The organism is Nonomuraea sp. MG754425, from assembly GCF_021699195.1.
GTDB lineage: Bacteria > Actinomycetota > Actinomycetes > Streptosporangiales > Streptosporangiaceae > Nonomuraea.
The window spans coordinates 1-22,723 of the sequence record NZ_SSXE01000098.1; the positions used below are offsets into that span (position 1 = coordinate 1).

The 22,723-nt window shown below is 71.1% G+C and carries 26 protein-coding genes; 14 read left to right on the forward strand and 12 right to left on the reverse strand.

Annotated elements, in window-relative coordinates:
- Window positions 1–115: 115 nt before the first annotated feature.
- Window positions 116–808 (reverse strand): response regulator transcription factor, encoded by a 693-nt coding sequence (locus tag FAF44_RS29860; RefSeq protein WP_237106635.1) that lies wholly within the window; start codon window positions 806–808, stop codon window positions 116–118.
- Window positions 805–1,986, reverse strand: coding sequence for a cell wall metabolism sensor histidine kinase WalK (locus FAF44_RS29865; protein WP_237106636.1), 1,182 nt, complete (start codon window positions 1,984–1,986; stop codon window positions 805–807). Before FAF44_RS29865 ends, FAF44_RS29860 begins: the two co-directional genes overlap by 4 nt.
- Window positions 1,987–2,110: 124 nt before the next feature.
- On the opposite strand from FAF44_RS29865, the gene phoU reads away from it, so the two are divergent.
- Window positions 2,111–2,755, forward strand: a complete 645-nt coding sequence (phoU, locus tag FAF44_RS29870; RefSeq protein WP_237106637.1) for a phosphate signaling complex protein PhoU — start codon at window positions 2,111–2,113, stop codon at window positions 2,753–2,755.
- Between the two features lie 120 nt (window positions 2,756–2,875).
- Here phoU and FAF44_RS29875 read toward each other — a convergent pair whose 3' ends face one another.
- Complete coding sequence (locus FAF44_RS29875) at window positions 2,876–3,286, reverse strand: VOC family protein (protein WP_237106638.1); 411 nt, start codon at window positions 3,284–3,286, stop codon at window positions 2,876–2,878.
- Between the two features lie 95 nt (window positions 3,287–3,381).
- Between FAF44_RS29875 and FAF44_RS29880 the strand changes: the two genes are divergently transcribed.
- On the forward strand, window positions 3,382–3,663 hold the full coding sequence (locus FAF44_RS29880; protein WP_237106639.1) for a hypothetical protein: 282 nt from the start codon (window positions 3,382–3,384) through the stop codon (window positions 3,661–3,663).
- Between the two features lie 273 nt (window positions 3,664–3,936).
- Here the strand turns inward: FAF44_RS29880 and FAF44_RS29885 are convergent, their stop codons facing one another.
- Genes FAF44_RS29885 through mshA form a run of 3 tightly spaced genes read right to left on the reverse strand, consistent with a single transcriptional unit; the run spans window position 3,937 to window position 6,488 of the window.
- A complete protein-coding gene (locus FAF44_RS29885; RefSeq protein WP_237106640.1) occupies window positions 3,937–4,680 on the reverse strand; it encodes a phosphoglyceromutase in 744 nt (247 codons plus the stop codon).
- Window positions 4,681–4,732: 52 nt separating this feature from the next.
- The gene (locus tag FAF44_RS29890) at window positions 4,733–5,218 is read right to left on the reverse strand and encodes a YbjN domain-containing protein (protein ID WP_237106641.1); all 486 of its coding nucleotides are present in this window, start codon (window positions 5,216–5,218) and stop codon (window positions 4,733–4,735) included.
- A 34-nt stretch (window positions 5,219–5,252) separates the two neighbouring features.
- The gene (gene mshA, locus FAF44_RS29895) at window positions 5,253–6,488 is read right to left on the reverse strand and encodes a D-inositol-3-phosphate glycosyltransferase (RefSeq protein ID WP_237106671.1); all 1,236 of its coding nucleotides are present in this window, start codon (window positions 6,486–6,488) and stop codon (window positions 5,253–5,255) included.
- Between the two features lie 142 nt (window positions 6,489–6,630).
- On the opposite strand from mshA, the gene FAF44_RS29900 reads away from it, so the two are divergent.
- The 3 genes from FAF44_RS29900 (at window position 6,631) to FAF44_RS29910 (ending at window position 11,038) form a co-directional block, all read left to right on the forward strand.
- On the forward strand, window positions 6,631–7,374 hold the full coding sequence (locus FAF44_RS29900; protein ID WP_237106642.1) for an SDR family NAD(P)-dependent oxidoreductase: 744 nt from the start codon (window positions 6,631–6,633) through the stop codon (window positions 7,372–7,374).
- Window positions 7,367–8,158, forward strand: a complete 792-nt coding sequence (locus FAF44_RS29905; RefSeq protein WP_237106643.1) for a class I SAM-dependent methyltransferase — start codon at window positions 7,367–7,369, stop codon at window positions 8,156–8,158. Before FAF44_RS29900 ends, FAF44_RS29905 begins: the two co-directional genes overlap by 8 nt.
- Window positions 8,159–8,293: 135 nt before the next feature.
- Complete coding sequence (locus FAF44_RS29910; RefSeq protein WP_237106644.1) at window positions 8,294–11,038, forward strand: AbfB domain-containing protein; 2,745 nt, start codon at window positions 8,294–8,296, stop codon at window positions 11,036–11,038.
- Between the two features lie 27 nt (window positions 11,039–11,065).
- On the opposite strand, the gene FAF44_RS29915 is transcribed toward FAF44_RS29910, so the two are convergent.
- Window positions 11,066–11,569, reverse strand: a complete 504-nt coding sequence (locus FAF44_RS29915; protein WP_237106645.1) for an O-acetyl-ADP-ribose deacetylase — start codon at window positions 11,567–11,569, stop codon at window positions 11,066–11,068.
- Window positions 11,570–11,669: 100 nt separating this feature from the next.
- Between FAF44_RS29915 and FAF44_RS29920 the strand changes: the two genes are divergently transcribed.
- From FAF44_RS29920 to FAF44_RS29940, 5 genes are all read left to right on the forward strand, one after another.
- Window positions 11,670–12,026 (forward strand): BlaI/MecI/CopY family transcriptional regulator, encoded by a 357-nt coding sequence (locus tag FAF44_RS29920; protein ID WP_308193404.1) that lies wholly within the window; start codon window positions 11,670–11,672, stop codon window positions 12,024–12,026.
- Window positions 12,023–12,928 carry a M56 family metallopeptidase gene (locus FAF44_RS29925; protein WP_237106646.1) on the forward strand — a complete coding sequence of 302 codons (906 nt, stop codon included), beginning with the start codon at window positions 12,023–12,025 and terminating at the stop codon, window positions 12,926–12,928. Before FAF44_RS29920 ends, FAF44_RS29925 begins: the two co-directional genes overlap by 4 nt.
- Before the next feature lie 60 nt (window positions 12,929–12,988).
- Window positions 12,989–13,483, forward strand: a complete 495-nt coding sequence (locus FAF44_RS29930) for a helix-turn-helix domain-containing protein (protein ID WP_237106647.1) — start codon at window positions 12,989–12,991, stop codon at window positions 13,481–13,483.
- 3 nt (window positions 13,484–13,486) lie between these two features.
- Complete coding sequence (locus FAF44_RS29935) at window positions 13,487–13,885, forward strand: hypothetical protein (RefSeq protein ID WP_237106648.1); 399 nt, start codon at window positions 13,487–13,489, stop codon at window positions 13,883–13,885.
- A 127-nt stretch (window positions 13,886–14,012) separates the two neighbouring features.
- Complete coding sequence (locus tag FAF44_RS29940) at window positions 14,013–14,378, forward strand: DUF2516 family protein (protein WP_237106649.1); 366 nt, start codon at window positions 14,013–14,015, stop codon at window positions 14,376–14,378.
- Between the two features lie 3 nt (window positions 14,379–14,381).
- On the opposite strand, the gene FAF44_RS29945 is transcribed toward FAF44_RS29940, so the two are convergent.
- Window positions 14,382–15,026, reverse strand: a complete 645-nt coding sequence (locus tag FAF44_RS29945; protein WP_237106650.1) for an SGNH/GDSL hydrolase family protein — start codon at window positions 15,024–15,026, stop codon at window positions 14,382–14,384.
- Window positions 15,027–15,054: 28 nt separating this feature from the next.
- On the opposite strand from FAF44_RS29945, the gene FAF44_RS29950 reads away from it, so the two are divergent.
- Window positions 15,055–15,789 (forward strand): alanyl-tRNA editing protein, encoded by a 735-nt coding sequence (locus tag FAF44_RS29950; RefSeq protein ID WP_237106651.1) that lies wholly within the window; start codon window positions 15,055–15,057, stop codon window positions 15,787–15,789.
- Between the two features lie 18 nt (window positions 15,790–15,807).
- Here FAF44_RS29950 and FAF44_RS29955 read toward each other — a convergent pair whose 3' ends face one another.
- A complete protein-coding gene (locus tag FAF44_RS29955) occupies window positions 15,808–16,740 on the reverse strand; it encodes a TetR/AcrR family transcriptional regulator C-terminal domain-containing protein (protein WP_237106652.1) in 933 nt (310 codons plus the stop codon).
- Between the two features lie 113 nt (window positions 16,741–16,853).
- Here FAF44_RS29955 and FAF44_RS29960 point away from each other — a divergent pair, with 113 nt between their 5' ends.
- Both FAF44_RS29960 and FAF44_RS29965 read left to right on the forward strand, forming a co-directional pair.
- Window positions 16,854–17,933, forward strand: coding sequence for an FAD-dependent monooxygenase (locus tag FAF44_RS29960; RefSeq protein WP_237106653.1), 1,080 nt, complete (start codon window positions 16,854–16,856; stop codon window positions 17,931–17,933).
- Between the two features lie 28 nt (window positions 17,934–17,961).
- On the forward strand, window positions 17,962–19,569 hold the full coding sequence (locus FAF44_RS29965) for a DUF2207 domain-containing protein (protein WP_237106654.1): 1,608 nt from the start codon (window positions 17,962–17,964) through the stop codon (window positions 19,567–19,569).
- 39 nt (window positions 19,570–19,608) lie between these two features.
- Here the strand turns inward: FAF44_RS29965 and FAF44_RS29970 are convergent, their stop codons facing one another.
- Window positions 19,609–20,517, reverse strand: a complete 909-nt coding sequence (locus tag FAF44_RS29970) for an asparaginase (protein WP_237106655.1) — start codon at window positions 20,515–20,517, stop codon at window positions 19,609–19,611.
- A 61-nt stretch (window positions 20,518–20,578) separates the two neighbouring features.
- Here FAF44_RS29970 and dtd point away from each other — a divergent pair, with 61 nt between their 5' ends.
- Complete coding sequence (dtd, locus tag FAF44_RS29975) at window positions 20,579–21,004, forward strand: D-aminoacyl-tRNA deacylase (RefSeq protein WP_237106656.1); 426 nt, start codon at window positions 20,579–20,581, stop codon at window positions 21,002–21,004.
- 15 nt (window positions 21,005–21,019) lie between these two features.
- On the opposite strand, the gene FAF44_RS29980 is transcribed toward dtd, so the two are convergent.
- Both FAF44_RS29980 and FAF44_RS29985 read right to left on the reverse strand, forming a co-directional pair.
- Window positions 21,020–21,958: a folate-binding protein YgfZ gene (locus FAF44_RS29980; protein ID WP_237106657.1), complete on the reverse strand. Its 939-nt coding sequence runs from the start codon at window positions 21,956–21,958 to the stop codon at window positions 21,020–21,022.
- An 87-nt stretch (window positions 21,959–22,045) separates the two neighbouring features.
- Window positions 22,046–22,459: a Fur family transcriptional regulator gene (locus FAF44_RS29985; protein ID WP_237106658.1), complete on the reverse strand. Its 414-nt coding sequence runs from the start codon at window positions 22,457–22,459 to the stop codon at window positions 22,046–22,048.
- Window positions 22,460–22,723 lie beyond the last annotated feature (264 nt).

A 22,723-nucleotide genomic window follows, 5' to 3' on the forward strand; every position in this document is an offset into this window, starting at 1 on the left:
ATCCCCGCCCCCACGCCCACCGCGACCCCGACCGCCGCCGAGGCGGAAGAGAGTCACTGACCCCACGCGAGAACCCCGGCGCCGACGATCGGCACCGGGGTTCAGCGCTTTCCGGTCACTCCTCGACGGCGTCGAACTTGTAGCCCAGGCCGCGCACGGTCAGGATGCAGCGCGGGTTCGACGGGTCGGACTCGATCTTGGCGCGCAGCCGCTTGACGTGGACGTCCAGCGTCTTGGTGTCGCCCACGTAGTCGGCGCCCCAGACGCGGTCGATGAGCTGGCCCCTGGTGAGCACCCGCCCCGCGTTGCGGAGCAGCACCTCCAGCAGCTCGAACTCCTTCAGCGGGAGCTGCACCGACTCGCCCCGCACGGCCACGACGTGCCGGTCGACGTCCATGCGCACCGGGCCGACGGCCAGCACGGCCGTCTCCAGCTCCTCCACGACGTCGCCCTGGCGGCGCAGCACCGCGCGGATGCGGGCCACCAGCTCGCGCGAGGAGAACGGCTTGGTGACGTAGTCGTCGGCGCCCAGTTCCAGGCCCACGACCTTGTCGATCTCGCTGTCCTTGGCCGTCAGCATGATGACCGGCACCTTGGAGCGCTGCCTGAGGGAGCGGCACACCTCCGTGCCGGGCAGGCCGGGCAGCATCAGGTCGAGCAGCACCAGGTCGGCGCCGTTGCGGTCGAACGTGTCCAGCGCCTCGGGCCCGGTCGCCGCGACGGACACCTCGAAGCCCTCCTTGCGCAGCATGTAGGACAGGGCGTCGGAGAAGGACTCCTCGTCCTCGACGACGAGAACTCGGGTCATTTGGCTGCCTCCAGGGGAATCGAGGGTGGTACTACCACCGCCGTGCCGCCGAAGGCGGGCAGGCGGAGGGTGAAGGTGGAGCCGGACCCTTCCTTGCTCCAGACGGACACCTCGCCGGCGTGCGCGGCGGCGACGTGTTTGACGATGGCGAGGCCGAGGCCGGTGCCGCCGGTGGCGCGCGACCGGGCCGCGTCCACGCGGAAGAAACGTTCGAAGATGCGCTCGAGCGCCTCCTCGGGGATGCCGATGCCCTGGTCGCTGACGCTGATCTCGACGGAGTCACCCGCCGGCCGGACGCTGACGACGACCCTCGTGTGCTCGGGGCTGTACGCGACGGCGTTGTCGATCAGGTTGCGCAGGGCGGTGACGAGCAGTTCGTCGTCGCCCCAGATGCGCAGGCCCTCGGTGCCGCCGGTGACGAGCGTGATGTCCTTGGCGGAGGCCCTGGTGTTGCAGTGGTCGATGGCGTCGTTGATGGACTCGTCGATGGAGACCTGACCCGGCGTCGGGATGGGCTCGGCGCCCTGGATCCTGCTGAGGGTGATCAGATCCTGTATGAGGTAGTTGAGCCGGGCGGCCTCGAGCTGCATGCGCCCGGCGAAGCGGCTGACCGCCTCGGGGTCGTCGGCGGCGTCCTGGATGGTCTCGGCCAGCAGGCTCATGGCGCCCACCGGGGTCTTCAGCTCGTGGCTGACGTTGGCGACGAAGTCGCGGCGCACGGCCTCGACCCGGCGTCGCTCGGTCTGGTCCTCGGCCAGCACCAGGACCTGGCCGTAGGAGCCCAGGGGGGCCACGCGGACGGCGAAGTTGGTGGTCTCCTGGCCGAACTTGTGCCCGGCGACGTCGATCTCGCTCTCGCGGATCTCGCCGTCGCGGCGTACCTGTCTCGCCAGCGCGAGCAGCTCCGCGGCCATCAGCCGGTCGCCCTTGACCAGCCCGAACGCGCGTGCGGCCGAGCTGGCCCGCAGGACGCGGTCGTGGGCGTCGAGGACCACGGCGGACGACGGCAGCACGGCCAGCACGGACGCCACGCCCTGTGGCAGCGCCGCGCCGGTCTCCACCCCGTCGGCGACCGTGGTGCGGCGTGGGGCCTCGATCTGATTCCGGTAGAACAGGACCGCCAGCGCGCCCACCACGAACCCGGCCAGGGCCGCGAAGCTCATGGCCATCTCACTCATGTCTCCGATGGTAGGTGGCCTTTCCGCAGGGACAGACCCCCTCATCAGGGGATGAACGGCCCTTTCCTGGAAAGTTCATCTTGCTGTCGGGGTTCGTTCATCGAGCGGGTCGTACGGTGGCCACATGCGCGACGCGTACCATGAAGAACTTGATTCGCTGACCGACAAGCTGGTGGAGATGACCCGGCTCGTCCGTTCGGCCATCTCCCGTGCCACCACGGCCCTCCTCGACGCCGACCTGCAGCTCGCCGAGAGCGTGATCTCCCGGGACGCGGAGGTGAACGCGGTGTTCACCGACGTCGAGGCGTCGATCTTCGAGCTGATGGCCCGGCAGCAGCCGGTTGCGGTGGACCTGAGGATGGTCATCACGGCGCTGCGCATGGGCACCGACCTGGAGCGCATGGGCGACCTCGCGGTGCACGTCGCCAAGGTGGCCCGCCTGCGGCACCCCGATTCGGCGATCCCGCCGGCGCTGCGCTCCACCATCCTGGAGATGGGGCAGATCGCCGAGAACCTGGTCACCAAGGCCGGGAGCTGCGTGGCCTCACGTGACGTCGAGTCGGCGCTGGAGCTCGAGCAGGACGACGACGCGATGGACCGGCTGCACCGGAAGTTGTTCAGGAAGATCCTGGCCAAGGACTGGCAGCACGGGGTCGAACCGGCGATCGACATCACGCTGGTCGGCCGCTACTACGAGCGCTACGCGGACCACGCGGTACGGGTGGCGCACGACGTCGTCTACCTGGTCACCGGCGCCCGCCCGAGCTGACACCGAACGCCGGTCTCCGGCCCCGCGCCCTCCCGAGCCTGATCCCGGCCAGGCGGCCTGCGCCCCGCTCCGCGTGACTTCGCGCGGGCGGGGCGTCGCTTTTCGTGCTCGCCGGGCGGCTCAGCGCGCTTCCTGGATGCGGATCATGTTGCCCGCGGGGTCGCGGACGGCGCAGTCGCGGACCCCGTACGGCTGCCTGATCGGCTCCTGGACGATCTCGGCGTCGGCGGCGCGCAGCCGCTCGAAGGTGCCGTCGAGGTCGTCGGTGGCCAGGAGGATGCCGGCGTAGGTGCCCTTGGCCATCATCTCGGCGATAGCGCGGCGCTCGTCGTCGGTGACGCCGGGGTCGGCGGCCGGCGGCTGCAGCACGATGGACGTGCCGGGCTTGCCCCGGGGACCGACCCTGATCCAGCGCATCCCTTCGTAGCCGGCGTCGTCGCGGACCTCGAAGCCGAGGACGTCGCGGTAGAACACCAGGGAGGCCTCCGGATCGTCGTGCGGGAGGAAACTGGAGTGGATGGAGATGTCCATGGCGGCCACGCTAAATGCGGCCTTCTGGGCGTGCTTCTCGATTCCTGACCGGTTCCGACCAGCGGATTCGCCGGGCCGCCCCGATGGGAGGACACATGCCGGACGAGCATGAGACGGTGACGGGCCGTTGTTTCGTGTGCAAGCGGGTGTTCACCTACGACCCGGACGAGGTGACCACCTTCCTGATCGATCCGGAGACCGGGCTTCCGCCGGGTTTCGGCGTCCTGGGCACGATGCGTCCGGCGGGGCCGGAGGCCGTGGCCCGGTCCGCCGACCAGCCTCTGTGCCCCGGCTGTCAGGCCGGGGCCGAGCGGTACCGGGACTCGATGAACCCGCCGCCTCCCTCGTGGGAAATCTGGCCGCCAACCGGGAACTAAGCGTTCCATAGCGGTCATCGCGTGGCCGGGGATGTGCGCGGAGCGTGAGCGTGGGCCTAGCATTTCCTTCGGGCAGACCGGTTGGAGGAGCTGGGCGAGGACCTCTTCGCCCAGCTCGAACGGCATCACGCGGCGGCGCGTCCAGCGCCTGCCGCCGGCCGCGGAAGATCACCGGGTGCCTCCGGGAAGCGGTGGCCGACACCATGGGGCCCGACGGCACCTGGGCGGTGAGGGACGGGAGGCGCGGGACGCCTCCCGTGGCGGGAGAGAGTCTCAGCGGCCCTGGTTGGCGACGGCCTCGATGGCGGACTTGGCGGCCTCCGGGTCGAGGTAGCGCCCGCCGGGTACGGTCGGCCGGTAGTCGGCGTCGAGTTCGTACAGCAGGGGGATGCCGGTCGGGATGTTGAGGCCGGCGATGTCGTCGTCGCCGATGCCGTCGAGGTGCTTGACCAGGGCGCGCAGCGAGTTGCCGTGGGCGGCGACGAGGACGGTGCGGCCGGCCGCCAGGTCGGGCAGGATCTCGTCGTACCAGTAGGGGAGCATGCGCTCCACCACGTCCTTCAGGCATTCCGTGCGCGGCATCAGCTCCGGCGGGAGCAGGGCGTAGCGGGGGTCGCCGGCCTGGGAGTACTCGTCGCCGTCGGCGATGGGGGGCGGCGGCACGTCGTACGAGCGGCGCCACAGCATGAACTGCTCGTCGCCGAACTCCTCCCGCGTCTGGGCCTTGTTCTTGCCCTGGAGGGCGCCGTAGTGGCGCTCGTTGAGCCGCCAGCTCCGCTTCACCGGGAGCCAGGCCAGGTCCGCTTCCGCCAACGCCAGTTGGGCCGTCTGGATGGCCCTGTTCAGGAGGCTGGTGTGGACGACGTCCGGGCGCAGCCCGGTTTCCTGGAGGAGCTTGCCGCCGCGGCGGGCCTCGTCCTCGCCCTTGGCCGAAAGGCTCACGTCCACCCAGCCGGTGAACAGGCCCTTCGCGTTCCAGTCGCTCTCGCCATGCCTTAGCAGCACCAAAGTCGCCATGCGGCCAATCCTATGGTTCGGGTGAGTCGTCAGGATCCCGGGCGTCGTTCGCTCAGCCGACCTGCTCGGGGTCAGCGAAGCGGGCGAACGCCTGGAGGTTGGCCAGCGACTCGCCGCGTTTGGCGCGCCAGGCCCACTCACGCCGGATCGAGGAGGCGAAGCCCAGTTCCAGCGCCCGGTCGAACCACTCGTCCGAGTACGTCAGGACGCACCCGAGCAGCCGATCGACCTCTTCCTCCGTCACGGCGGCCGGCGGCACCCTGCCGACCAGGTAGACGTCCCCCACGGGATCGACCGAGAAGTGCACGCCGTACATGGAGCCGTTCCTGCCGAGCAGCCAGCGGTAGAACTCGGCGTGGTTCTCGTCCGGCTGCCGGCAGAAGAAGGCTTCGACGTGCAGCGCCCGCTCCCCCGCGATCAGCCAGGTCATGGTGGCGAGCTTGTGCTGTCCGGGCAGTTTGACCAGGAACGCCCCAGGCCGCGGCTCGTCGTAGGAGACGTCCGCGGCCTTGAGCGCGGCTTCGACGACTTCGCGCATGCCACCACGATAAAGGCCCTAGAACAAAGTACGGTCAGGCGAGGGCGACCGGCACCTTGTGCAGGTGCGCGATGGCGGCGGCGTACACCTCCGTCAGGCGCGAGGCGGTGGCCTGCCAGCCGAAGGCTGCGGCGTGCGCGCGGGCCCCTTCGGAGAGCTGGTCGCGCCAGCGGGGCGAGGTGACGAAGCGGCGCAGCGCCTGCGCCCACTCGCCCGCGTCGTGGCCGTCCACGAGCAGGCCCGAGACGCCGTCCCGGACGGCGGTGCGCAGGCCCCCGACGGCGGCGGCGGCCACAGGGGTACCGCACGCCTGCGACTCCAGCGCCACCAGGCCGAACGACTCGCTGTGGGAGGGCACGACGGTGACGTCCGCGGCCCGGTACCAGTCGGCCAGTTCTTCCTGGCGGGCCGGGGGGACGAGGCGGACGACGTCCGAGATGCCGAGTTCGGCGGCGAGTTCGGCGAGCAGGGAGGGCCGGGCCAGGCCGTTGCCGGAGGGGCCGCCCACGCACGCGACGACCAGGCGCGAGCGCAGCGACGGGTCGTCGATGAGCATCCTGGAGGCGGCGCGGAGCAGCACGTCGGGGGCCTTGAGCGGCTGGATGCGCCCGACGAACAGCAGGACGTGCGCCCGCTGCGGCAGGCCGAGCCGGTGCCGGGCGGCGCCCTGCGAGGCGGGCCGGAAGCGGGTGAGGTTGACGCCGGGGTTCACGACGGCGACGCGCTGCTCGGAAGCGCCGTAGAGGTCGATCAGCTCGCGGGCCTCGTCGGCGGTGTTGGCGACGAGGCGGTCGGCGATCTCGACGACCTGCTGCTCGCCCACCACCCGTGCCTGGGGCTCCGGCTTGTCGCCCTCGGCCAGGAGCAGATTCTTGACCTTGGCCATGGTGTGCATGGTGTGCACGAGGGGAACGCCCCAGCGTTCCTTGGCCAGCCAGCCGACCTGGCCCGAGAGCCAGTAGTGGGAGTGGATGACGTCGTAGCGGCCCGGGTCGTACATCGCCTCGGTGCGCAGCACCCCTGACAGGAAGGCGCAGAGCTGGGCGGGCAGATCGGCGCGGTCCATCTCCTCGTACGGCCCGGCGGTGAGATGGCGGACGAGCACTCCGGGGGCGATCTCGGCCACGGGGGGCAGGTCCCGGGCGGTGGCCCGGGTGAAGATCTCCACCTCCACGCCGAGCTGGGCCAGGCGTTTGGCGGACTCGACGATGTACACGTTCATGCCGCCGGCGTCGCCCGTACCGGGCTGCTCGAGCGGCGATGTGTGCATGCTGATGGTCGCGACCCTGCCGACCCGTCTTCGCCTCACTCGACACCACCTCCAAGCGATGTACAACTATCCCGATTTTTTCGACATTCCCGACAGACGGTCACAACCGGGTGTACACACCCCGGCTCTCTAAGATGTGGACATGCGGAGAACGGCTGTGGTGACCGGGGCGAGTGGTGGGATCGGAGAGGCGACCGCGCGGCGGCTCGCCGCCGAGGGTTACGACGTGGTGGCGGGCGCGCGGCGCCGCGACCGGCTGGACAAGCTGGCGGCCGAGGTGCCCGCGATCACGCCGGTGACGCTGGATGTGACCTCTCAGGAGTCGGTGGACGCGCTGGCCGCCGCGCTGGAGCGCTGCGACGTGCTGGTCAACAACGCCGGAGGCGCGCTCGGCATGGAGCCGGTGGCCGCCGCCCGGCCGGACGACTGGCAGCGGATGTACGACGTCAATGTGCTCGGTTCCCTACGCATGACCCAGGCGCTGATCCCCAAACTCGTCGAGTCGGGCGACGGCGTGCTGGTGATGCTCACCTCGACCGCCGGGCACGGCGCGTACGAGGGCGGGGGCGGCTACGTCGCGGCCAAGCACGCCCAGCGGACCATGGCCGAGACACTCCGCCTGGAACTGGTGGGGCAGCCGGTGCGGATCGTGGAGATCGCGCCCGGCATGGTCCGGACGGAGGGCTTCTCGGTCACCCGGTTCCGCGGCGACGAGACGGCCGCGGCCCGCGTGTACGAGGGCGTCCCCGACCCGCTCGCGGCCGGCGACGTGGCCGACGCGATCGCCTGGTGCGTGACCCGCCCGGCGCACGTGAACATCGACCGCCTGGTCATCCGCCCCCGTGCCCAGGCCGCGCAGCACAAGGTGCACCGCGTCGGTGGCTAGACCGGTCGGGGCGATCACCCGGGGCACGACCGGCCACAACCGGCTGCGGCGCGGCGACCGCTGGATCGCGGCAGTGCACGGACCGCTGCTGCGCTCGGCCGCCCGGCCGCTGGTCGTGGACCTCGGGTACGGGGCCTCGCACACCACGACGCTGGAGCTGTTCACCCGGTTGCGCCGGGTGAACCCCGACGTCGAGGTGGTGGGGATCGAGATCGACCCGGCCAGGGTGGCGGCGGCCAGGCCGTACGAGCGGGAGGGGCTGAGCTTCCGGCTGGGCGGCTTCGAGTTGCCCGTCCCGCGCCCGCCGACCCTCGTACGGGCCTTCAACGTGCTGCGCCAGTACGGCGAGGACGAGGCGTGGCACTACTGGGACGTGCTCCGGGGCCGCCTGGCCCCGGACGGCGTGCTGGTCGAGGGCACCTGCTCCGAGAACGGGCGGCGGGCGGTGTGGGCGGGGCTCTCGCCTCGGGGGCCGGAGACCATCACGTTCTCCGCCCGGTTCGACGCCTTCGAGCGGCCGTCCGATCTGGCCGACCGGCTGCCGAAGACGCTCATCCACCGGAACGTGCCGGGTGAGCGGATCCACACGTTTCTGAGCGACTTCGACCGGGCCTGGGCGGTGAGCGCCCCGTACGGGGCGCACGGGCGGCGGCAGCGGTGGCTGGCCGCGATCGGGGTCCTGGCGGCGTCCTGGCCGGTCCCGGTGCGTCCGCCGCTGGGTGGTGCGGCCCGGTGGCGGCTCGGCGAGCTGACCCTGCCGTGGACGGCCGTAGCTCCCCGGTAACCGCGAATCCCCCAGTAAATGGTCTATTTCGCACACGTGGTCGCCGGTATATGGTCACGGTGCGGTCCAACTCGTTCAAGTTCGGTCGCAACCTGGTCGGGGGAAGTCAGGCACGGTCCTCGTCAAGGAGCCGAGATGAGCAGATTCTCAGGCTGGGCCAGCCGTCTCACCGCGGTGCTGGTCCTCATCGGAGCAGTCGTCGCCTTACCCGCGCAGGAGGCGCTCGCCGCGCCCCCGCTCACCACCCCATGGACCGCCGAGGTCACCCCGGACAACGCCCTGCCGGAGTATCCGCGGCCCCAGCTCGTACGCCCGGAGTGGCAGAACCTCAACGGCCTGTGGCAGTTCGCCGCGACCGGCTCCCTCACCACCCCGCCCACCGGCCAGGAGCTCGCCGAACGGGTGCTGGTCCCGTACCCGATCGAATCCGGGCTCTCCCGGATCCAGCGGCACGAGGACCGCATGTGGTACCGCCGGACCTTCACCGTCCCGGGCGCCTGGTCCGGGCGGCGCGTCCGGCTCAACTTCGGCGCGGTGAGCTGGGAGACCAGGGTGTGGGTGAACGGCACCGCGGTCGGCACCCACACCGGCGGGTACGACCCGTTCAGCCTCGACGTCACCTCCGCCCTGCGCTCCGGCTCGAACGAGCTCATCGTCGGCGTGTACGCCCCGGTGGACGCGGCCGGAGCCCCCGTCGGCAAGCAGCGCCGCGCCCCCAGCGGCATCTTCTACACCGCCCACTCCGGCATCTGGCAGACCGTGTGGATGGAGCCGGTCAACGCCGCGAGCGTCACCCGCCTCGACACCACGCCCGACGTCGCGGCCGGGCAGCTCGACCTCGTCGTGCAGGCGGCGGGGGCATCGGGACAGCAGGTCAGGGCCGAGGTGCTGACCGGCGGGAACGTGGTCGGCACGGTCACCGGCGCGATCGGCGCGCACCTGCGGGTGCCGGTGCCGAACGCCCGCCTGTGGACGCCCGACGACCCCTTCCTGTACGACCTGCGCGTCACGCTGACCGGCACCGGCGGCGGCGACGTCGTGACCGGGTACTTCGGCATGCGCTCGGTCGGCAAGGCGGTCGTCGGCGGGGTGCTGCGCCCGACCCTCAACGGCCGGTTCGTCTTCCAGCTCGGCACCCTCGACCAGGGCTACTGGCCCGACGGCGTCTCCACCGCCCCCACCGACGCGGCCCTGCGCTTCGACCTGGAGCAGCAGAAGGCGCTCGGCTTCAACACCGTGCGCAAGCACGTCAAGGTCGAGCCCGCCCGCTGGTACTACTGGGCCGACCGGCTCGGCCTGATGGTCTGGCAGGACATGCCGTCGATGCGCACCGGCGTCAGCCCGTCCACCGCCGACCGGGCCACCTTCGAGAGCGAACTGCGCCGCGTCGTGGACCACCTGCGCGGGATCACCTCGATCGTGCAGTGGGTGCCGTTCAACGAGGGCTGGGGCGAGTACGACCCCGCCCGCATCGCCGACCTGGTCAAGAGCTGGGACCCCAGCCGCCTGGTGAACAACAACTCCGGCTCCAACTGCTGCGGCTTCGACGGCGGCAACGGCGACGTGGTGGACGACCACATCTACGTCGGCCCCGGCACCCCGCAGCGGCCCAGCGCGACCAGGGTCGCCGTGCTCGGCGAGTTCGGCGGGCTCGGCCTGCTCAGCCCCGGCCACCAGTGGCCCGGCACCGGCTTCGCGTACGAGATGACCTCCGGCCCGACGGCCCTGACCGACCGCTACGTCTCCGTCAACGAGCAGCTCAAGCCGCTCATCGTGAACAACGGCCTGTCCGCCTCCATCTACACCCAGCCCACGGACGTCGAGAACGAGGTCAACGGCCTGTGGACGTACGACCGCCGGGTGCTGAAGCCGAACGCGGAGCGCGTACGGGCCGTCAACCGCTCGGTGATCCAGTCCGCGACGGGCCTGACGGCGGGCGGCCTCGTCTCGCTGCGCGTCACCACCTCCGGCCACACCGACCGCTTCCTGCGCCACCAGGACTCGCTCGCGCGCACCGACGTGGTCGGCACGGGCAGCGCGGACGGTCTCAAGCTGGACGCCACGTTCTGGGCCCGGCCGGGCCTCGCGGACGCCACGTGCTTCTCCTTCGAGTCGCGCAACTTCCCCGGCCACTACCTGCGGCACTCGAACTCCCGGGTGCGCAAGGACGCGCGTGACGGCACGGCCCTGTTCGACCAGGACGCCACCTTCTGCGCCCGCGCCCCGCAGGCCGGCACCGGCGTGTCCCTGGAGTCGCTCAACGTGCCCGGCTCCTTCCTGCGCCACTTCGGCGACGCCGTCCACATCGCGCGCAGCGGCGGCCCCAACGCCTGGGACACCGCCACGTCGTTCGCCGCCGACGTCACCTGGCTGCCGAGCACGCCGTGGTGGCGCAGCGGCGCGGACCTGACCGTGGGGGCGGCCCAGTCGCTGCGGGTGACCACGCCCGGCTACACCGACCGCTACCTGCGCCACCAGGACTCGCTCGCGCGCACCGACGTGGTGAACAGTTCCAGCGCCCAGTTGCTCAAGGAGGACGCCACCTTCTACGTGCGGCGCGGCCTGGCCGAGGCGAGCTGCTTCTCCTTCGAGTCGCGCAACTTCCCCGGCCACTACCTGCGGCACGCCGACTTCCGGGTCCGCAAGGACGCGCGTGACGGCACGACGCTGTTCGACCAGGACGCCACCTTCTGCGCCCAGCCGCCCAGGGCCGGGAGCACCGGGGTGACGCTGGGCTCGGACAACCTCTCCGGCCACGCGGTCAGGCACTACGCCGAGGCCGTGCACATCGCGGTGCCGGGCGGCCCGCACGCCTTCGACGCCTCCGCGAGCTACGACCAGGACGTCACCTGGGCCGTGGCGCCGCCGTGGGCGCCGTGAGCTGACGTCTCCGGGGCGCGCCCGCGCTCACAGGCGCGCCTCGAAGACGGCGTACGCGGCGGCGTCGAACAGCACGAACCGCACGTCCGTCACGTCCGTCGCGGCCTGGCGGACGGTCTCCAGGGCGATGCGGGCGGCGTCGTCCACGGGCCAGCCGTAGATGCCGGTGGAGATCGCCGGGAAGGCCACCGAGCCGGCCCCCAGCGTGTCGGCCACCCGCAGCGACTCCCGGTAGCAGGCGGTCAGCAGGTGGGAGCGGTCCTCGGTCGCCGAGTGCACGGGGCCGACGGTGTGGATCACCCACCTGGCGGGCAGCCGCCCGGCCGTCGTGGCCACGGCGTGCCCGGTCGGCAGGCCCCTGCCGTACTGGGCGGCGCGCAGCTCGCGGCATTCCGCCAGGATCTCAGGGCCGCCCCGGCGGTGGATCGCGCCGTCCACGCCCCCGCCGCCGTACAGGGAGGAGTTGGCGGCGTTGACGACGGCGTCCACCCGTTGCTCGGTGATGTCGCCCTGCACCAGTGTGAGCTTCATCTCACCGAGGGTGTCACGGGGGCCGCGCAGCGGAGGACACAGAGAAAAGACTCAGCACCCGGATGCCAGCTCGACGCTGTGTAGAGCTACGCTGAAGGGCGTGAAGGGTCTTGGCGAGCTTGAACGCAGCATCATGGACATCCTCTGGGCGGAGAGCAACGCGCTGACGGCCCGCGAGGTCGGCAAACTGATCGCCGACCGCGACCTGGCCCCCACCACGGTCATGACCGTTCTCGACCGCCTCACCCGCAAGGGCTTCCTCGAGCGCACCCGCGACGGCCGGGCGTGGCGCTACGAACCGGCGGAAAGCCGTGACGCGTACATCGCTGAGCTTATGCTGGAGGCCCTGGACCTGACGGGCGACCGCCTGGCCGCCCTGACCCGTTTCGCCCAGGCCGTGTCGGGCACGGAGGCGGAGGTCCTGCGCAGAGCCCTTACGGAGCTGGAGGAAGAGTGATCACGGCAGCGGTGCTGACGAGCCTCGCCTTGGCGTGCGCGGTCGGCTCCTGGCGTTTCACCACGGCCGGATGGACCTCACGCGCCCCCCGGCTGGCCATCATCGTCTGGCAGTCCCTCGGCGTGTCCTGGGGGCTGGCCACCACGGGCGCCATGCTCGCCTTCGCCGTCCAGCCGTACGGCGCCGGGGTGCTGCCGGGGCTGATCGCGTTCGGGCGGGGCGAGACTCCCGCGCAGGCGTGGGACCCGCTGCACGTGCTGGCCCTGATCGCGGGCCTGACCGCGCTGGCCGTGCTGGTCGCGGTGCTGCTCACCGCGGGTGTGCAGGCGCTGCGGGCCCGGCGCAGGCACCGCATGCTGCTGGCGCTGATCTCCCACGACAACCCGAGCGTGCCGGGCGTGCGGGTGCTGGCCCATCCCAGCGCCGCCGCCTACTGCGTGCCGGGGCTGCGCTCGCAGGTCGTGGTCAGTGAGGGCGCGCTCAAGCTGCTGTCGGAGGACGAGCTGACCGCGGTGCTGGCGCACGAGGCGGCGCACGTACGCGAGCGTCACGACCTGGTGCTGCTGCCGTTCGCCGCGCTGCGCCGGGCGCTGCCCTGGTCGAAGGTGGTGGCCGACGCGCAGGCGCAGGTGGAGCTGCTCGTCGAGATGGCCGCCGACGACCGCGCCCGCCGTTACTGCTCGCCGCGCCGGCTGGCCACGGCGCTGCTCAGGTTCGGCACGGCCGGAGCCATGCCGACGCCGCACGGCATGCTGGGCGTGCACGCGCAGCACGTCATGGCCAGGGTAGATCGCCTGATCAAGCCCGCTCCCGAGCTGGCCGCGTCGGTGCGTTACGGGTGGATCGCGCTGTCTGTGACGTTGCTCACCAGCGTCCCGTTTCTCTGGGTCATCCAGCTCTGATGCTTGCTGCTGTTAAGCACTCCGTTTGCAATTGCTAGCACTCGGAGGCAGACTGTGGGCATGGCACTACCCAAAGTCGGCTCGATCGGTGAATACATCCGCGACCAGCGGCAGCAGGCGAAGATCTCGCTGCGCCAGCTCGCCGCGGCGGCAGGGGTCTCCAACCCCTACCTGAGCCAGATCGAGCGCGGGCTGCGCAAGCCGAGCGCGGAGATCCTCAACCAGATCGCCAAAGGTCTGCGCATCTCCTCGCAGGCGCTCTACGTGCAGGCGGGCCTTATCGAGGACCGCGAGCCGCCCAGCGACGTGATCACCGCCATCAGGGCCGACGCACATCTCAGCGAACGGCAACGCCAGGTGCTGATCGACATTTACGAGTCGTTCCGCAAGGAGAGCCAGGCCGAGGACGAGCAGACCTCCCAGAATGCGCGTCCCCGGCATGACTCCGGTCCGGACGACGAGCCGCCGCTGCCCGAGGAGTTTCTCGCCGCTCTTGAGCCCTACGCGGCGACCTCACGCAACGGCGACGTCACCCAGGAAACCAAGGAAGGTTAACCCATGACGCTGGCCACCGAGGTCAAGAAGCTCACCGAGTCCAAGCCGTTCCACGCGGTCGCCGGCGCCGGTGACTACGCGGTCGAGAAGCTGCGTGAGCTGCCGGAGCAGCTCCAGAAGCTGCAGTCGCGCCGCTCCGAACTCGCCAAGGACCTGCCTGGCAAGGCCCGCGAGTACGCCGACAAGGCCGAGGGCTTCGCCCGCGAGCTGCCCGACAGGGCCCGCGAGTACGCCGACCAGCTCACCGAGAAGGCCACCGAGGTCTACGAGGACTTCGCCGTACGCGGACGCAAGGTCGTCAGCAGGACCACCGGCGAGGCCGCCCTCGAACTCGAAGAGGTGTCGCAAGCCGTCAAGCCCGCTGCCGCCAAGAAGCCCCGCGCGACCAAGGCAGGGGCCTGACCGACGCCTGGGCCCGTCTCCCGGCGAGCGCCGGGCGACGGGCCTTTCCGTTCAGGGGTGCCCGCATGTCGGGGGCGCCTATTAGGCTGAAGCCGTTTGCATCACGGCGTTGGGCGGAGACGACTACATGAGTATGATCAACGGGGTCTTCAACCTCCTTTTCCTGGTGCTCGCCGTGGCCGTGTTCGGCATGGCGGTCTACGCGCTCGTGCACGCGCTTCGGGTGCCGGCCAACGCGTTCGTCTCGGCGGGCAAACTGCAGAAGAACCTGTGGCTGCTGATCCTCGGGCTGGCCACGCTGTTCTCGGCCGCGGGCGCGTGGAACTATCTCAACGCCTTCCTGGTCGTCGGCGGCGTCCAGTTCATCGGCATCGGCCTCGGGCTGTTCTCGATCGCGGCCGTCATCGCGGCCACGATCTACATCGTCGACGTGAAGCCGGCGGTCAAGGGCATGGGCGGCCGGGGCAACAGCGGCCCCTACGGCCCCTGGTAGACCTCACAGCAGTTCGCCCGCCAGCCAGGCGGCCAGGTTGCCGTGCCCGGCGAGCGTGGGGTGCACGCCGTCGGGCAGCACCGCCTCTCTGGGCCAGCTCCTGCGCAGCGGGTCGAGGAAGGTCACCTTGCCCGCCCTGGCCGCCTCGGCCACGGCGTCACGCACCCCGTACGCCTTCCTGGGCGGCTCCCCCAGCCAGATCGGCCCGACCATGACCGTCCTGGTCTGCGGCCACTGGGTGCGCACCTCGCTCAGCAGGCTCGCGGCGGCCTGACGCACCAGCTCCGCGCTCCACCGGCGATCGTTGTGGCCGCCCGAGATGACCAGCAGGTCGGGCGGCGGACGCCAGGCCAGCTCCTCCTCGAACGAGCGCTGGAAGGTGCGGCCCGCCCGTCCCTCGTTGCAGAAGCCGGTGCCGCCCGCGCCCGCGATGATCGGCTGCCCGCCCATGAGCCGGGCGGCCTGCGAGGCGTACGTCTGCCAGCGCGGCACCGGCCCCGACCCGACCGTGAAGCTGTCGCCCACGAACATCATCACCGGCGCGTGCGGCTGGGCGGGCGGGGACGGCGTGCCGCCGCTCGCCGGCGCGCACGACGGCAGCCCGAGCACCGCGATCATGAGCGCGACGCGCTTCGTCAGGCCACGCATGAACACCCCTGGGCGCTAGGCTGCCGATATGAGCACCGATCTCCATGGGCGCACCCAAAGATTGGAACTGTCCGACCAGAACCTACGCGACTTCGAGGCCGTCGTCCTGGACGCCACGCCTGAGGGGATCGTGCTGAGCAGGTCGGCATTCTATCCGGGCGGAGGCGGCCAGCCGGCCGATCACGGAGTTCTGATCTGGCAGGGTGTGGAGACGCGCATCGCGGGGGTGCGCAGAGGCGACGACCTCCGGCTGATCCCGGTGGAGGGCGACCCGGTCCCGGCGGCCGGCACCGTGGTGAGGGGCGCGGTGGCCGACCCGCGGCGCTCGGCCCTCATGCGTACGCACTCGGGCCTGCACGTGCTGTGCGGGGTGGTGTTCCGCGACTACGGCTGCCTGGTCACGGGCGGCAACATGGACGAACTCAGCGCCCGCATGGACTTCGACCTGCCCGAGGTGCCCGCCGGGTTCAAGGAGGCCGTCGAGGACGCCTGCAACGCCGAGATCACCGCCGACCGGCGGATCGACGTGCGGGTGCTGCCCCGGGCCGAGGCGTTCGCCATCCCCGACATCGTCCGCACGGCCACGAACCTGGTGCCGGAGAGCGTCCAGGAGGTGCGCATCGTCGACATCGTGGGCCTCGACACGCAGGCCGACGGTGGCACCCACGTGGCCTCCACCAAGCAGATCGGGCACATCAGGGTCGCCAAGATCGAGAGCAAGGGGCGCGGTTTCCGCCGCCTGCGCATCCAGATCTCCGACTGAGCGAGCGGCCCGGGGCGCTCATCGCGCGGCGGGTTCGATCAGCCGGGCGAGGCCGTCGAGCAGCGGGCGCAGGCCGAACTCGAAGAGCCGGTCGAGGTCGAGGTCGAAGTCGCCCAGTTCGCCGAGCAGCCGCCCGAAGGCGGGGTTGCTCGACATGATGGCGCGCAGGAACTCCTCCTGCCCGGTCATCCACTCCTCGTCGGTCATGCCGGTGCTGGCCCTGGCCTGCTGCTCCAGCTCGATGTGGGTGGCGATGCCCTGCACGTAGCTGTGGAGCAGGATCAGCACGTACATCCGGGTGGTGGCGTCGAGCCCGGTCTCCTGCAGCACCTCCATGACGAACTCGGAGTGCGCGAGCAGCGCCTCCGACGGCACCGGCCGGGTCAGCGGCGTCGCCCCCGCCATCCACGGATGCGCCCGGTAGGCGGCCCACTGGATGCGCGCCGACGCCTCCAGCCGGCTCCGCCAGCCCGCCGGCCACTCCTCCGGCCGCTCCCCGGGCAGCGGGAACTCGGCGAAGGCCGCGTCCACCATGAGCATGACCAGGTCGTCCTTGCCGCCCACGTGCCGGTAGAGGGACATGGTGGCCACCCCGAGCCGCCCCGCGACGGCCCGCATGGTGAGTTCTGACAGCCCGTGCGCGTCGGCGATCTCGATGGCCGCCCGCACGACGCGCCGCCGGGTCAGGTCGTGCTCGGACGTCGCGGGACGCGGCGGCCTGGCGGCGGCGGCCCCCGGCCGGTCGGCCACGATCGTGCCCACGCGCGGCTCGGCGACCACGACGCCCTCCCGTGCCAGCAGGGTCAGCGCCTTGGCGGCGGTGGCCAGCGCGACGTTCCAGTCTCTGGCGAGTTGCCTGGTCGAGGGCACCCGCTCCCCCGGGCGCAGCCGGCCGTCGGCGACGCGCTGCTTGACGTCGGCCACGATGCGGGCGTGGGGCGGCATGGTCATCCTGTCCTCCTGTACTAGTACAGATCTCGCCACTATACCCTTGCGAACTGCTGTATGTACTGCGTACATTCAGTTCTGCGTACAACGTCAACAGACAAACAAGGAGTACGGCCGTGAAGAAGGTCCTCATCTCGGGTGCGAGCGTCGGCGGTCCCGTCCTGGCGTACTGGCTCGGGCGGCACGGGTTCGACGTGACGGTCGTCGAGCGGGCGCCGGCGCCCCGCAAGGGCGGTCAGGCCATCGACATCAGGGGCGCGGCGCTGACCGTGGCCGAGCGGATGGGGGTGCTGGAGCGGATCAGGGCGCTGCGCACGACCATGCGCGGCATGAACATGCTGGACGCCGACGGCAACGAGATCATGCGCTCGGAGGAGGCGACGCTCAGCGGCGGCCGGTTCGACAGCCCCGACGTCGAGATCATGCGGGACGACCTGAACGGCATCCTCATCGACGCCACCACCGCCCGCTACGTCTACGGCGACTCCATCGCCACCCTCTCCGAGGACGGCGAGGTCACGTTCGAGGGCGGCGGGAGCGAGCGCTACGACTACGTCATCGGCGCCGACGGCCTGCACTCCAACGTGCGCCGGCTGGCCTTCGGCCCCGAGCGGGGCTTCCTGCGCCACCTCGGCACCTACCTGTCCATCTACACCGCCGACAACTTCCTCGGCCTCGACCACTGGCAGACCTGGTTCAACTCGGGCGAGGCGGGCGGCGCGATGTTCAGCGACCGCGACCCCGCGCAGATGCGGGTCAACCTCGGCTTCACGGCCGACGTGATCGACTACGACCACCACGACATCGACGGGCAGAAGCGGCTCATCCAGGAGCGCTGCTCGGAGGTCTGGCAGGCGCCCAGGCTTCTGGAGGCGATGTGGAAGTCCGACGACTTCTACTTCGACTCCATGGCGCAGGTGGTGATGGAGCGCTGGACGAAGGGGCGGGTCGCGCTGGTGGGCGACGCCGGTTACTGCGCCTCGCCGCTGTCCGGGCAGGGCACGAGCCTGGCCATGGTGGGCGCGTACGTGCTGGCGCAGGAACTCGGCGCGGACCCCGAGACCGCCTTCGACCGCTATGAGCGGCGCATGCGCCCGTTCGTGGCCGCCAACCAGGCGCTCGCCCACGAGAACCCCGGCCGGGGCGCCGCCCCGGAGAGCGTCCAGCGGGCGGCGAACGACTTCGCTCTGGACTGACAAGTACGAACCGATACGATTTGCCGCCATGGGGATCAGACTCACGATGGCGGCACTGGGGGCCACCGCTCTGACGTTGTCGGCGACCCCCGCCGCCCTCGCAGCGAAGGCCGGGATAACCGACGAGGTCACGATGACCCTCGGCAAAGACGGCACCCTGCACGTGGTCGAGAAGATCACCGGGGCGTCGGGCACGCTCAAGCGGACGTTCACCACCCGGACGCGGTACGACGACGGCAACGACCGGCTCTACCAGATCTCGAACGTCAAGGGCGGCACCCTCGCGGGCGACGTGCTCACGGTGACGGGCCAGACCGTCGAGTACGACGTCAAGGGAGCGGTGACGACCTCGGGCGACGTCGAAGAACTGCGCTGGTTCGCGGTGAACGGCTGGAACCAGCAGGTCGACAAGGCCACGGTCAAGGTCAGCGGCCCGGGGCAGGTGCAGAACCTGTCGTGCTTCTCCGGCGCGCTCACCTCCGCCATCGGCTGCACCTCGGCCTCGATGGACCACACCGGCACCGAGGCCGACTTCGAACAGGAGAGCATCTCCACCGACGAGGCGCTCACCGTCGTCGTCGGGTACCCGAAGGGCTCCAGCACCGGCGAGCCCATCCTGGAGAAACGGTTCTCGCTGGCCGCCGCCTTCACCCTCGACACCGTCACCGGAGGCGCCCTGGCCGGCCTGCTGGTGCTGCTGCTCGGCGGCGTCGGCCTGCTCTACTGGACGCGGGGCCGCGACGCGCGGATCGCCGGCCACGAGAGCGGCAAGGTCGATCCGGTGCAGAACGGCCACTTCTCCCCGCCTGACGGGGTGCGTCCCGGCCAGATCGGCACGCTCGTGGACGAGCAGGCCGACGTGGTCGACGTGACCGCCACCATCGTGGACCTCGCCGTCCGCGGCTACCTGCGCATCGACGAGCAGCCCAGGCAGGCCTACGACGCCCCCGACTGGATGCTGGTCAGGCAACCGAACGCGCCCGTGAACACGCTGCTGCCGTACGAACTGGCGCTCTACCAGGCCATCTTCGACGGCCGCGACGCGGTGCTGCTGTCGCAGTTGTCCGGCTCGTTCGCCACCCACCTCGGCAAGGTGCGCGACGCGCTGTACGCCGACGTGGTCAAGCAGGGCTGGTTCGCCCGCCGTCCCGACAGCGAGCGCACGATGTGGACCACGATCGGCGTGGCGCTCGTCGGGGCCGGGCTGCTGGCCACCCTGGGGCTGGCCTGGTTCACCACGTACGGGCTGCTGGGCCTGGCCCTGATCATCGCGGGCGGCGCGCTGGCCGTCGGCGGCCAGTTCATGCCGGCCAAGACCGCCAAGGGCTCGGCGGCGCTGGCGCACACCATGGGCTTTCGCCAGTACCTGTTCTCCGGCGAACTGGGGGACGTGCCCGAGCAGCACCGGGTGGAGCTGTTCTCCCGCTACCTGCCCTACGCCGTGATCTTCGACGGGGTGGAGCACTGGTCACGAGTGGTGGCCTCCGTCACGGGCAACGGCCACCAGGCCGACAACCTGTACTGGTACCACGGGCCGGCCGAGTGGGACCTGTCCAAGTTCGCCGGGTCGATGCGCACCTTCACCACCACGACCTCCGGCGCCATCTCCGCCACCCGCCAGTTCCGCTCCCTCTGACACCACCGCCCGCCGGGGTCGCGCCGTCGCCCCCGGCGGTCAGCGGATCCGTAGCTCGCCGACCGGCCGTCCCCCGCCCAGCACCACGGGGGCGCCCAGTTCGGCCAGTTCGGGCGCGTCCAGGCCCAGCGAACGCAGCGCCGCCACGGTGACGGGCACGCGGGCGCGCTGGGAACCGTCCTCGATCTTGACGGTTCCGGCGCGCCCGTCCTCGAACACGAACGCGTCGAACGCCTCGGCCCCCGCCTTCAGCATCAGGCCGGGCAGCGCCCGCATGAGCCTGGCCTCGGGACGGTCGGTGCCGGAGGTCCACTCGGGGTAGGCGCGCATGGCGTCGAAGATCTTGCGCTCATGGGAGTCCTGCGACGACATCGGGAACGCCCGGAACGCCTTGGTCACCCCCAGCATCGACACGAAGAACAGCGGCGCCCCGCACCCGTCCACGCCGGAGGCGGCCACCCGCTCCCCGGTCAGCTCCTCCACCGTCTGGCGGATGGCCCGCTGCAGCGGGTGCGCCGGCTCCAGGTACGTCGTCAGCGGCCAGTCGTTGGCCACGCAGGTGGCCAGCATGGCGGCGTGCTTGCCCGAGCAGTTCATGTAGACGCGCCCGCGCTCGGTCACCGCGCGGTCGTACGGGTAGTCCTCGGGGCAGCGCAGGGCGGATTCGTCCAGGCCCGCGTCCACCAGGATCTTCCTGGCCCCGTCCACGTGGAAGGACTCGCCGGAGTGCGAGCCGCAGGCCAGCGCGAGCAGCTCATTCTCCAGGGCCAGGCCGTTGCGGAGCATGCCGAGCGCCTGTAGCGGCTTCATCGACGACCGTGGCGAGGCCGGCACGTGCACCGCGCCCCTGGTCTCCACCGGGCGGCCCTGCGCGTCCACGGTCAGCATGTGCGCGTGGTGCGTGGACTCCACGAACCCGGACCGGACGACTTCCACAATCAACGACATTTCACTTCCCCTTTCGAGCACGAGTGTAGGGAGCGCCGGACCTGGTCCAGAATGGGATGCCATGCGAGCAGTCGTACAGAGAGTCAGTTCGGCGTCGGTCGAGGTGGACGGGCGGGTGGCCGGGGCGATCACCGAGCCCGGCCTGCTCGTCCTGGTGGGCGTCACGCACACCGACACGCGCGCCGAGGCCGCCAAGCTCGCCGCCAAACTGTGGGGGCTGCGCATCCTGCACGGGGAGAAGTCCTGCTCCGACGTGTCGGCGCCGCTCCTGGTGATCAGCCAGTTCACCCTGTACGGCGACGCCCGCAAGGGCCGCCGGCCCACCTGGCAGGCGGCCGCCCCCGGCCCGGTCGCCGAACCGCTCGTGGACGCCGTGGTGGCGGAGCTGCGGGCGGCGGGCGCGCGGGTGGAGACCGGGGTCTTCGGGGCCGACATGAAGGTCTCCCTGGTCAACGACGGCCCCATCACCCTCGTCGTGGACATCTGACCCCGCCAGGAAGGGCTACCGGATGCGCCGCCGCAACGAGGGGTCGATGGCGACATTACGGCCCGCGTCCGGCGGGACGACGACCTCCTGCGCGGCGGCCACCCCGCCGGCCAGGAGCGTGGCGTCCACCGGCACCGTGCGCTTGATCACCGCCAGCGCGATCGGCCCCAGCTCGTGGTGCCGGGCGGCCGAGCCGACGACGCCCACCTCCTGGCTCTCGAAGATCACCGGAGCCCCGTGCTCGGGCAGCGTGTCGACGCTGCCGTCGAGGTGCAGGAAGACCAGGCGCCGGGGCGGATGCCCCAGGTTGTGCACCCGGGCCACCGTCTCCTGCCCCCGGTAGCAGCCCTTGCTGAGGTGCACGGCCCCGCCGACCCAGCCCACCTCGTGGGGGATCGTCTTGTGGTCGGTCTCGAAGCCGAGCCGCGGGTGGTGCGCCTCGATGCGCAGCGCCTCGTACGCCCACAACCCCGCCAGCGGCTTGCCCAGGTGGTCGGGCAGCTCGGCGCGCGGCACGAGGAAGTCTTCCGTGGCCGTGGAGAGCACGGCGAGGTCGTCGGCCCGCGAGACCTCCACCCGCAGCATGAACCGCATGCGGTCGAGGTAGTCGATGAGGCTCTGCCCGGTGCCCGGCTCGACGTGGGCGAGCACGCTCTCGCCGTCGTCGGTCAGCGTGAGGTGGTGCAGGACGCGGCCCTGCAGATCGAGGTCGAGCGTCTGGGTCCACTCACCCTGTTTCAGCGTGTCGAGCTTCTGCGAGGTGAGGTCGTTGAGCCATTTCAGCCGGTCGGCGCCGGTGACGCGGATCACCTCGCGGTTGCTGCGGTCGACGACCGCCTCTCCCTTGACCAGCGCGCGCTGCTCGGCGAACAGGTCGCCGTAGTGCGCGGCTACGTCGGAGTCAGGGGCGTCCGCCGGGACGGCGCCGGGGAGGTCGAGCAGAGGGCTACGCATGCCTTCCAGGCTATCCGGAGCCAGGACGGAGACCGCCACGGGCCGGACGCGAGCGCGCCCCGCCGGGGATCCCGGAGCCGTGGGCGGTCAGCGGCAGTTGCGGCAGCGGCCGAAGACGGTCAGGTGGTGCACGTCGGCGACGAAGCCCAGCTCTTCGTCGAGGCCCTTGACCAGCCCCTCCGCCAGCTCGGGCCGTACCTCGAAGACCTCGTCGCAGCCCCTGCACACCAGGTGCACGTGGTCGGCCTCGGTGGCCAGGTGGTAGGTGGGCGCGCCGTGCGAGAGGTGGGTGTGGGTGACCATGCCGAGCTCTTCCAGCAGCTCCAGCGTGCGGTAGACGGTCGAGATGTTCACCCCGCGGGCCGTCTGGCGGACCTTGACGCAGATCTCCTCGGGCGTGGCGTGCTCCAGCTCCTTGACCGCCTCCAGCACGAGCTGTCGCTGGGGAGTGACCCGGTAGCCCCTGGCGCGGAGTTCCTCATGCCACTGCGTCTCGGTCATGCCCTCGATACTACGGCCCGGCGATATTCACTTGCCCGTTTCGCGACAGACCGCATAGCTTCTTGAGTACGCGGAAAGGAGGTGGTCCGAATAATGGTTAGTCATAATCGGGCTAGCGAGGTGGTTGTCCGCTGACGTCGCGGACGTGTTGTCTCGTTACGTGATGCGAATACGAGGCAATCACCGGGGCCCCTGGCAGCCGGAGGGCGGGAGACAGCTCCCGGCCTTGGTCCATCCGGCCCGCCGTAACGGCGGAGTGTTGCC